The organism is Stenotrophomonas sp. 05L44_2 (genome assembly GCF_056665995.1).
In genome coordinates, this window is sequence record NZ_JBFTNR010000048.1 from 1 (window position 1) to 10,786 (window position 10,786).

Sequence of the window (10,786 nt, forward strand, 5' to 3'; positions counted from 1 at the left end):
GTTCTTGGCCGGATCGTAGAAATCGACGATGCCGGTGAAGAACGTGTTGACCTGGCCCTTGATCGCCACATGGGCGTGGTGACCGGCCCAGTCGGTGCCGTGCAGCATCGGACCGATGCTGAAGAAACCGATGGCGATCGACGGGATGGCCAGCAGGATCAGTGGCAGCGTCACCACCCACGGGGTTTCATGCGGCTCATGCGGACCGTGGCCATGGCCGTGGTCGTCATGCGCGTCGGCATGATGTGCATCGGCAGCATGGTGGTCGTCATGACCATGGCCATGATCGTCGTGCGCATCGCGGAAGCGTTCCTTGCCGTGGAAGGTCAGGAACAGCAGGCGGAAGCTGTAGAAGCTGGTCACCAGCACGCCACCCAGCACCGCCCAGTAGCCATAGGTGGCCACCCAGCTGTTCTGCATGTGGGCGTGGATCTCGGCGGCYTCGATGATGKTKTCCTTCGAGTAGAARCCSGAGAAGAACGGCGTACCGACCAGGGCCAGGGTACCGATCCACATGGTGATGAAGGTGATSGGCATGTACTTGCGCAGGCCGCCCATSTTGCGSATGTCCTGCTCGTGGTGCATSSCGATGATGACCGARCCGGCRCCCAGGAACAGCAGCGCCTTGAAGAAGGCGTGGGTCATCAGGTGGAACACGGCAGCGGAGTACGCCGACACGCCCAGCGCCACGGTCATGTAACCCAGCTGGGACAGCGTGGAGTACGCGACGACGCGCTTGATGTCGTTCTGCACGATGCCGATCAGGCCGGTGAAGAACGCGGTGGTGGCACCGATGAACAGGATGAAGTTCAACGCGGTCTGCGACAGCTCGAACAGCGGCGACATGCGGGTGACCATGAAGATACCGGCGGTCACCATCGTCGCGGCGTGGATCAGTGCCGAGATCGGGGTCGGGCCTTCCATCGAATCAGGCAGCCAGACGTGCAGCGGAACCTGGGCCGACTTGCCCATGGCACCGATGAACAGGCCGATGCAGATGACGGTGGCGATCGACCAGATCACCGGCTCGTTCAGCAGCTGCATGCCGAACATGGTGCCGTCCCAGATCTGCAGCTGGGCGCGCGGGTCGGCGAGCATGCCGGCCTGCGAGAACACCTGCGAGTAGTCCAGGGTACCGAACACCCACAACACGCCGGCGATGCCCAGCAGGAAGCCGAAGTCACCGACGCGGTTGACCAGGAACGCCTTCATGTTGGCGAAGATCGCGGTCGGGCGCTTGAACCAGAAACCGATCAGCAGGTACGACACCAGGCCCACTGCTTCCCAGCCGAAGAACAGCTGCAGGAAGTTGTTGCTCATCACCAGGGTGAGCATCGAGAAGGTGAACAGCGAGATGTAGCTGAAGAACCGCTGGTAACCCGGATCATCCTGCATGTAGCCGAYSGTGTAGATGTGSACCAKCAGCGACACRAAGGTCACSACSACCATCATCATCGCGGTCAGCTTGTCGACCATGAAGCCGACATGGGCCGAGTACTGGCCGACTTCGAAGAACGTATACAGGTTCTGGTTGAACGGCTGCGCCCCGCCCCACAGCAGCTGGTAGAGCGTGTGCATCGACAGGCCGCAGGCAACCGCGACACCGAGGATCGTGATGGTCTGCGCGCCGAAGCGCTTGACCTGGCGACCGAACAGGCCGGCGATGATGCTGCCGAACAGCGGTGCAAGCACCACTGCGATCAACAGACTCTTGGAGAGAGTGATTTCCATCTGTGGATCAGCCCTTCAACGAATCGACTTCGCCGACATTGATCGTGCGGCGTGTACGGAACAGGGTCACCAGGATCGCCAGGCCGATGGCGGCCTCGGCAGCAGCCACGGTCAGGATGAAGAACACGAACAGCTGGCCGGCCGTGTCCCCCAGTTCCCGGGAGAACCCGACGAAATTGATGTTGACCGACAGCAGCATCAACTCGATGGACATCAGCAGGACGATGATGTTCTTTCGGTTGAGGAAGATGCCGGCGAGGCTGATGCAGAACAGCACCGCGCCCAGCGCCAGGATGTGGCCCAGAGTGATCGAGATCATGCCTTGGTCTCCTCGTCGCCCGCGGCCGGCGTGCTGTTGCTGTGGATCTGCGGCTGTTCGGCGTCCATCTTGACCATGCGCAGGCGGTCGTGTGCCTTGACCATGGTCTGCTGCGACGGGTTCTGCGTCTTCAGGCCTTCACGACGGCGCAGGGTCAGCATCACCGCGGCGACCACGGCCACGGTCAGGATGACGGCGGCGAACTCGAACGGCAGCAGGTACTCGGTGAACAGGCTGCGTGCCAGCCAGGTGACGTTGGAACTGTCGGCGGCGAGCGCGGCGGCGTTGTCGGCCGGGAACGGGTTGACCGTCCTGCCCTTCACGCCGATCAGGATCAGCATCTGCACCAGCATCGCCACGGCCACGATCAGGCCGACCGGCAGGTAGCGCACCCAGCCTTCACGCAGCTTGTCCGGATCGATGTCGAGCATCATCACCACGAACAGGAACAACACCATCACCGCACCAACGTAGACCAGCACCAGTGCCACGCCGAGGAACTCGGCGCCGACCAGCAGCCACACGCAGGCGATGGAGAAGAAGGTCAGCACCAGGCACAGGACAGCGTGCACGGGGTTGCGCACGCTGATCACCGCACCGGCCGAAACCGTTGCCGCGATGGCGAAGACCCAGAAAGCGATATTTACCCAATCCATCTCTCGACCTCAGCGGTAAGCGGCATCGGCGGCACGACGCTCGGCGATCTCGGATTCGAGACGGTCGCCCAGGGCCAGCAGCTGCGGCTTGGTAACGATGTTTTCGCCACGATTCTCGAAGTGGTACTCGAGGATGTGGGTCTCGACGATCGAGTCCACCGGGCAGCTTTCCTCACAGAAGCCGCAGAAGATGCACTTGAACAGATCGATGTCGTAGCGCGTGGTRCGGCGGGTGCCGTCCTCGCGCTTGGCCGARTCGATGGTGATSGCCARYGCCGGGCACACCGCYTCGCACAGCTTGCAGGCGATGCAGCGCTCTTCACCGTTGGGATAACGGCGCAGGGCATGCAGGCCACGGAAGCGCGGCGACTGCGGGAACTTCTCCATCGGGTACATCATCGTGTACTTCGGCTTGAAGCTGTACTTCAGCGTCAGCCAGAGACCGGCCAGCAGTTCGAGCAGCAGCAGGCTCTTGAAGTAATGGGTAATCCTGTTCATCACTTAGACGCCCTTTTGAATCACGCCGAAGAACACCATGACGGCGGTAACCGCGATCCAGAAAATGGTCAGCGGGATGAAGACCTTCCAGCCCAGGCGCATGATCTGGTCATAGCGGAAGCGCGGGAAGCTTGCTCGGAACCAGATGTAGGCACTGGCGAAGAAGAAGACCTTGACGAACAGCCACGGCCAGCCGCCCTTCCAGATCCAGTCGATGAACGGCGAGATCTCGCCCGGGTTGACCCAGCCCTGGATCGGGCTCAGCCAGCCACCGAGGAAGAAGATCGAGATCAGGAAGCTGATCAGGATCATGTTCGCGTATTCGGCCAGGAAGAACAGGGCGAACGCACCGCCGGAGTACTCGACCATGTGGCCGGCGACGATTTCCGACTCGCCTTCCACCACGTCGAACGGCGCGCGGTTGGTTTCGGCGACGCCGGACACCCAGTACACGACGAACAGCGGGAACAGCGGGATCAGGAACCAGTCGAAGAAGCCGGAGCTGCCGGCCTGGGCCATCACGATGTTGCTGAGATTGAGGCTGCCCGAAGCGATCATCACGCCGACCAGGGCGAAGCCCATCGCGATTTCGTAGCTGATCATCTGCGCCGAGGCGCGCATGGCACCCAGGAACGCGTACTTCGAGTTGGAGGCCCAACCGGCAAGGATGATGCCGTAGATGCCCAGCGAGGTCATCGCCAGCAGGTACAGCAGGCCGGCATTGGCGTTGGACAGCACCAGCTGATGGTCGAACGGCACCACCGACCACGCGGCGAAGGCTGGGGCCAGGGTGATCAGCGGCGCCAGCAGGAAGATCGCCTTGTTGGCGCTGCTGGGCTGCAGGACTTCCTTGAACAGCAGCTTGAAGACGTCGGCGAAGGCCTGGAAGATGCCCATGCCCACGTACATCGGGCCGTGGCGGACGTGCATCCAGCCGATCAGCTTGCGTTCCCAGACCACGTAGAAGGCCACCGAGACGATCACCGGAACGGTGATCACCAGGATCTTCAGGATGATCCAGATCAGCGCGCCGATGTCACCCAGGCCAAGCAGCCACTGGTGCAGCGGATCGACCGCGTTAATCAGCAATTCGTTCATGCAGCCACCACCGAAACACGAGCGGCACCCAGCGGCGCGGTTGCGCCGTGGCCCGATTCAATCCAGACCGAACCCGCAGCGACGCGGGCGTCGACCACCACCGGCAGGGTGGCCTTGCCGGCATCGGTGCCGACCTTGGCCATCTGCCCTTCCTGCAGCTGCAGGCGGGCGGCATCGTCAGCGTTGAGCACGATGCGCGGGGCGTTGTTGAGCGGATGCGACTGCAGCGCCGGGGCGCGACGGACCACCGCATCGGTGCGGTAGATCGCAGCGGTCGAGGCCACTTCCATGCCCTCGCCCGCCAGCACCGGCTGTGCCGAAGCGGACACCTGCACGTTCACCGGTGCCAGGCTGGCGCGCAGGCCGGCCAGGTCGATGAACTCGAAACCGGCCACGGCCAGCTCACCGCCGAGTGCACGCAGCACGCGCCAGCCCTCGCGGGCCTCGCCCGGCAGCTTGCCGCCGGCACGCGCCGACTGCTCGCGACCATCGAGGTTGGTCAGGGTGGCATCGATTTCCGGCAGCGCACCGATCGGCAGGATCACGTCGGCAACGTCGCGGGTCGAGGCGCAGGCGAACTGGCTGAAGGCCACCACCTGTGCGCCGACCAGCGCCTTGCGCGCGGCCGGAGCATCGGCGAAGTCCAGGCCCGGTTCCAGGCCGTAGACCACGTAGGCCTTGCGCGGATCGGCCAGCATCGCAGCGACGTCCTTGCCGGCCGGCAGTACGCCGGCGCGGGTCAGGCCGATCGCATTGGCGCCCTGCGGGATGCGGCACAGCTTGGCACCGGTGGCGGCGGCGAAATCACGCGCAGCGGCGCGGATCGCAGCAGCCTGCGGATGGTTCTCGGCGATGCCACCGACGATCAGCACCGTATTGGTACCGCCCTGCACCGCCGAACGCAGCTCGGCGTTGGCCAGCGCATCGGCGAACTTCGACGGAGCCACGATCTGCTTGCCGGCAACGCTGAACGCGAAGTCGAAGTCSACCGGGTTGACSRCGTGGATCTTCGCGCCGTTCTGGGTCTGCGCCTTGCGCAGGCGGGCGTGCAGCAACGGCAGCTCGTGGCGGATGTTGCTGCCGAGCACGACGATGCGGTCCGCGCCTTCGATCTCGGCCAGCGGCAGGCCGAACACTTCGGCAGTGGCGGCGTCGGAGAAGTCGCGGTTGTTGATGCGGTGGTCGATGTTGGCCGAACCCAGGCCGGTGGCCAGGCGGGCCAGCAGTGCGCCCTCTTCGTTCGACGTCGACGGGTGCACCAGCACGCCCAGGTTGTCGCCCTGGTTGGCCTTGAGGATCTCGGCGGCCGCGGCCAGGCCTTCAGCCCAGCTCACTTCCTTCCACTCGCCGTTGACCTTGCGCAGCGGCTTGACCGCACGGTCTTCGCTGTACAGGCCCTGGTGCGAATAACGGTCACGATCGGACAGCCAGCACTCGTTGACCGCCTCGTTGTCGCGCGGCACGGTACGCAGCACTTCGCCGCGACGCACGTGCAGGAACAGGTTCGAGCCCATCGCGTCGTGGTAGCCCAGCGATTCGCGCGCGGTCAGTTCCCACGGACGGGCGCGGAACTGGAACACCTTGTTGGTCAGCGYGCCGACCGGGCACACGTCGACGACGTTGCCCGAAAGCTCGGTGGTCAGCGGCTTGCCGTCGTAGGTGCCGATCTGCAGGTTTTCACCGCGGTACATGCCACCCAGTTCATAGGTACCGGCAACGTCGGCGGTGAAGCGGACGCAGCGGGTGCACTGGATGCAGCGGGTCATCTCGGTGGCGACCAGCGGGCCCATGTCCTCGTCGGCCACCACGCGCTTGCGCTCGTTGAAGCGGCTGACCGAACGGCCGTAGCCCAGCGACACGTCCTGCAGCTCGCACTCGCCGCCCTGATCGCAGATCGGGCAATCCAGCGGGTGGTTGATCAGCAGGAACTCCATCACCGAGCGCTGGAACTTCAGCGCCTTTTCACTGCGGGTGGCGACCTTCATGCCTTCCATCACCGGCGTGGCGCAGGCCGGTGCCGGCTTCGGCGACTTTTCCACATCCACCAGGCACATGCGGCAGTTGGCAGCGATCGGCAGCTTCTCGTGGTAGCAGAAGCGCGGAATCGAAATGCCCGCCTTGTCGGCGGCCTGGATGATCATCGAACCCTTGGGCACGACCAGCGACTTGCCATCGATCTCGATGGTGACGTGGTCCGGTGGCACGCTGGGATTTATGGGTTGCGCGCTCATGCAGCGGCTGCCTCCACCTTCTTGCCGTCAACCATCGAATGACCGTTGACGATGTAGTACTCGAATTCGTCCCAGAACTGGCGCAGGAAACCCTGGATGGGCCATGCCGCCGCTTCGCCGAACGCACAGATGGTATGGCCTTCRATCTGGCCGGCCACSGTCTTCAACTGGTGCAGGTCTTCCATCGTGGCCTTGCCGGCGACGATGCGCTCCAGCACGCGGTGCATCCAGCCGGTACCTTCGCGGCACGGGGTGCACTGGCCACAGGATTCCTTGTGGAAGAACTGGCTGATGCGGCAGGCGAACTTGACGCAGCAGACGCTGTCATCCAGCACCACGACCGCACCGGAGCCCAGGCCGGAGCCCAGCGCACGGATGGTGTCGTAGTCCATCGGCAGGCCCTTCAGCTCGGCCGCGGTCAGCACCGGCATGGACACGCCGCCCGGGATCGCGCCCTTGAGCTTGCGACCCGGCTTGAGGCCGCCGGCCATTTCCAGCAGGTCGTCGAAGGTGGTGCCCAGCGGCACTTCGAAATTGCCGCCCTTCTGCACGCAGCCGGACACCGAGAAGCACTTCGGGCCGCCATTGGCGGTCAGGCTCAGGCCCTTGAACCACTCCGGACCATTGCGGATGATCGCCGGCACCGARCCRTAGGTTTCGGTGTTGTTGATCGTCGACGGCTTGCCRTACAGGCCGAARTTGGCCGGGAACGGCGGCTTGTAGCGCGGCTGGCCCTTCTTGCCTTCCAGCGATTCCATCAGCGCGGTTTCTTCGCCGCAGATGTAGGCGCCGGCACCCAGGGCGCCGTAGATGTCGATATCCACGCCCGAGCCCAGCACGTTCTTGCCCAGCCAGCCGTTTGCATAGGCATCGGCCAGGGCCTGCTCGAAGTGCTCGAACGGCTCGTGGTGGAATTCACCGCGCAGGTAGTTGTAGCCCACGGTCGAACCGGTGGCGTAGCAGGCAATCGCCATGCCTTCGACCACCGAATGCGGGTTGTAGCGCAGGATGTCGCGATCCTTGCAGGTGCCCGGCTCGGATTCATCCGAGTTGCAGAGGATGTACTTCTGCACGTTGCCCTTGGGCATGAAGGACCACTTCAGGCCGGTCGGGAAACCGGCGCCGCCGCGGCCGCGCAGGCCCGAGGCCTTGACCATCTCGATGACCTGCTCCGGCGGGATCTTCTCTTCGAGGATCTTGCGCAGGGCAGCGTAGCCACCGGTCTTCAGATAGCTTTCGTACGACCACGGGGTGTCGTAATGCAGGGTGGTGTAGACCACCTGGTGCGGCAGCGGCGCGGGGCCGACCGGACCCTTGGATTCGTGGTGATGTGCCATGCCCTTACTCCAGCCCGTCCAGAAGCTCGTCGACCTTTTCCAGGGTCAGACGCTCATGGTAGTGACCATTGATGACCATCATCGGTGCACCCGCGCAGCCGGCCAGGCACTCTTCCTCGCGCTTGAGGTAGACGCGGCCGTCAGCGGTCGACTGACCGTTCTTGATGCCCAGCTTCTTCTCGCAATGGCGCACGATGTCTTCGGCGCCATTGAGCCAGCAGCTGATGTTCGTGCAGATGGCCACGTTGTTGCGGCCCACCTTCTCGGTCTCGAACATCGAGTAGAAGCTGGCAACCTCGTAGGCCCACACCGGCGGCAGGTCCAGGTACTTGGCCACGCCGGCGATCAGCTCGTCGGTCAGCCAGCCCTGGTTCTGCTCCTGGGCAGCATGCAGACCCTGCAGCACGGCAGAGCGCTTGCGGTCCGGCGGGAACTTGGACAGCCAGTGATCGATGTGAGCGCGGGTTTTGTCGCTCAACACCACCATCGGGTCGACGTCGCGCGCCGCCTCGAAATTACCTGTCGCCTTCATCGGCCGACCTCAGCGAAATGCATAACGTGAAATTGCAGAAACTGCGGCGCCGGCTTGCGCCGGCTGCCTGCAGCGGGCGTTGGCGTGGCGGACGGCATTACCGGTCAACCTCGCCGAACACCAGATCGTAGGTACCGATCATCGCCACCACGTCGGCCAGCATGTGGCCGCGCACGATCGAATCGATCGAGGACAGGTGGGCAAAGCCCGGCGCACGAAGGTGTACGCGGAACGGCTTGTTGGCGCCGTCGGAAACCAGGTAGCAGCCGAATTCGCCCTTGGGCGCTTCAACCGCGGCGTAGGTCTCGCCGGCCGGCACGCAATAGCCTTCACTGAACAGCTTGAAGTGATGGATCAGCGCTTCCATGTCGTCCTTCATGTCCTCGCGCTTGGGCGGAGCGACCTTGAAGTTCTTGACCATGACCGGGCCGGGGTTGGCCTTCAGCCATGCCACGCACTGCTTGATGATGCGGTTGGACTCGCGCATTTCGGCAACGCGGCACAGGTAGCGATCGTAGCAATCGCCTTCCTTGCCCAGCGGGATGTCGAAATCGACGGCATCGTACTTCGCATAAGGGCGCTTCTTGCGCAGATCCCAGGCGACGCCCGAGCCACGCAGCATCACGCCGGTCATGCCCCACTGGTGGGCCAGCTCCGGGGTGACCACGCCGATGCCGACGGTACGCTGCTTCCAGATACGGTTGTCGGTCAGCAGGGTCTCGTATTCGTCGACACGACCCGGGAACTCATTGGTGAAGTTCTCCAGGAAGTCCAGCAGCGAACCTTCGCGCGAGGCATTGAGGTTCTTCAGGGCCTTGCCCTTGTGCCAGCGCGATTCCTTGTACTTCGGCATGTGGTCCGGCAGGTCGCGGTAGACACCGCCCGGACGGTAGTASGCCGCGTGCATGCGCGCGCCSGAGACCGCTTCGTAGCAGTCCATCAGSTCTTCGCGYTCRCGGAAGGCGTACAGSAWCACCGCCATSGCRCCCASGTCGAGYGCGTKSGAACCCAGCSACATCARGTGGTTCAGGATGCGGGTGATCTCGTCGAACATCGTGCGGATGTACTGCGCGCGCTCCGGCGCCTCGATGCCCATCAGGGTCTCGATCGAGCGCACGTAGGCGTGCTCGTTGCACATCATSGACACGTARTCCAGGCGATCCATGTAGCCGATCGACTGGTTGAAGGGCTTGGATTCGGCCAGCTTCTCCGTGCCCCGGTGCAGCAGACCCACGTGCGGGTCGGCACGCATGATGGTCTCGCCGTCCATCTCCAGGATCAGGCGCAGCACACCGTGCGCGGCCGGATGCTGCGGGCCGAAGTTCATGGTGTAGTTGCGGATTTCCTGCCGGCTTTCGGCAGCGTTGCTGGCGAATGCTTCGCCGGCCTGGTGTACGTGACTCACTTCACTGCCTCCTGCGAGCGCTCGCCGGCAGCGGTCTGCAGGCGGGCGTCGTCGCGGATCACGCGCGGCACGCCGACGCGCGGCTCCACCGAGGTGACCGGTTCGTAGATGACACGCTTCTTTTCTTCGTCGTAGCGGACTTCGACGTTGCCGATCAGCGGGAAGTCCTTGCGGAACGGATGGCCGACGAAACCGTAGTCGGTCAGGATSCGGCGCAGGTCSGGGTGACCTTCGAAGATSAYGCCRTACAGATCGAACGCTTCGCGCTCGAACCAGTTCAGGCCCGGCCAGATGCTGGTCAGCGAGGACACCACCGGCAGCGCTTCGTCAGGCGCGAAGCAGCGCAGGTGCATCATCAGGTTGTGCTGGTACGAACGCAGCTGTGCGACCACGGCGAAGCGCTGGGTCGGCATGTGCTGCGGACGGGCACCGTCGGCGCTCTCTTCGCTGGGGAATTCGCCCCAGGCGAAGCGGCCCTGGGCCTTGCCCTCGACACCGCGGCTGAAGCCCTGCGAGGACACGTCGGCGGTGTCCCACTCGTCGGAGCCATAACCGAGGTAATCGACGCCGCAGAGGTCCACGGCCTGCTCGAAACCAAACTCGTCACGCAGCGCGAGGGCGGTGGCGTGCCACTCAGCGGCAGGCACACGCGATCACAGCCGCGCACCACAGAATAGGAATAGTGGTAGTAACCACCGCCATTGGCGCAGCTGCCCATGGAGATCACCCACTTGGGGTCGGGCATCTGGTCATAGACCTTGCGCAGCGCCGGGGCCATCTTGTTGMCCAGSGTGCCRGCGACGATCATCACGTCGGACTGGCGCGGCGACGGGCGGAACACCACACCGTAGCGGTCAAGGTCCAGGCGCGCTGCACCTGCGTGCATCATYTCRACCGCRCARCAGGCCAGACCGAAGGTCATGGGCCACATCGAGCCGGTGCGTGCCCAGTTCAGCAGCGCATCGACGCTGGTGGTGAC

The 10,786-nt window shown here is 64.0% G+C and carries 10 protein-coding genes and 1 pseudogene; all 11 read right to left on the reverse strand.

All coding sequences use genetic code 11. From position 1 onward, the window contains the following. Positions 1-1,731 (reverse strand): NADH-quinone oxidoreductase subunit L (nuoL, locus tag AC1VAN_RS02965; protein WP_480985239.1); only part of this gene is annotated, 1,731 nt, incomplete at its 3' end. A 7-nt stretch (positions 1,732-1,738) separates the two neighbouring features. Further along, positions 1,739-2,050 (reverse strand): NADH-quinone oxidoreductase subunit NuoK, encoded by a 312-nt coding sequence (nuoK, locus tag AC1VAN_RS02970; protein ID WP_032951897.1) that lies wholly within the window; start codon positions 2,048-2,050, stop codon positions 1,739-1,741. Continuing rightward, on the reverse strand, positions 2,047-2,706 hold the full coding sequence (locus tag AC1VAN_RS02975; RefSeq protein ID WP_025876216.1) for an NADH-quinone oxidoreductase subunit J: 660 nt from the start codon (positions 2,704-2,706) through the stop codon (positions 2,047-2,049). The genes nuoK and AC1VAN_RS02975 overlap by 4 nt, the downstream gene beginning before the upstream one ends. 9 nt (positions 2,707-2,715) lie before the next feature. Further along, positions 2,716-3,204, reverse strand: coding sequence for an NADH-quinone oxidoreductase subunit NuoI (gene nuoI, locus AC1VAN_RS02980; protein WP_005417924.1), 489 nt, complete (start codon positions 3,202-3,204; stop codon positions 2,716-2,718). A gap of 3 nt (positions 3,205-3,207) precedes the next feature. Further along, entirely contained in the window at positions 3,208-4,302 is a 1,095-nt protein-coding gene (gene nuoH / locus AC1VAN_RS02985) for an NADH-quinone oxidoreductase subunit NuoH (protein WP_025876209.1), read from the reverse strand. Next, on the reverse strand, positions 4,299-6,533 hold the full coding sequence (gene nuoG / locus AC1VAN_RS02990; protein WP_480985240.1) for an NADH-quinone oxidoreductase subunit NuoG: 2,235 nt from the start codon (positions 6,531-6,533) through the stop codon (positions 4,299-4,301). The genes nuoH and nuoG overlap by 4 nt, the downstream gene beginning before the upstream one ends. Next, positions 6,530-7,870 (reverse strand): NADH-quinone oxidoreductase subunit NuoF, encoded by a 1,341-nt coding sequence (gene nuoF / locus AC1VAN_RS02995; protein ID WP_025876206.1) that lies wholly within the window; start codon positions 7,868-7,870, stop codon positions 6,530-6,532. Before nuoF ends, nuoG begins: the two co-directional genes overlap by 4 nt. Before the next feature lie 4 nt (positions 7,871-7,874). Then, positions 7,875-8,402, reverse strand: a complete 528-nt coding sequence (nuoE, locus tag AC1VAN_RS03000; protein WP_025876204.1) for an NADH-quinone oxidoreductase subunit NuoE — start codon at positions 8,400-8,402, stop codon at positions 7,875-7,877. A gap of 97 nt (positions 8,403-8,499) precedes the next feature. Beyond that, a complete protein-coding gene (locus tag AC1VAN_RS03005) occupies positions 8,500-9,807 on the reverse strand; it encodes an NADH-quinone oxidoreductase subunit D (protein WP_480985241.1) in 1,308 nt (435 codons plus the stop codon). Continuing rightward, complete coding sequence (locus AC1VAN_RS03010; protein WP_480985242.1) at positions 9,804-10,454, reverse strand: NADH-quinone oxidoreductase subunit C; 651 nt, start codon at positions 10,452-10,454, stop codon at positions 9,804-9,806. Before AC1VAN_RS03010 ends, AC1VAN_RS03005 begins: the two co-directional genes overlap by 4 nt. Beyond that, positions 10,412-10,786, reverse strand: a pseudogene (locus AC1VAN_RS03015) (NuoB/complex I 20 kDa subunit family protein); the annotation flags it as partial. The pseudogene AC1VAN_RS03015 and the gene AC1VAN_RS03010, both read right to left, overlap by 43 nt.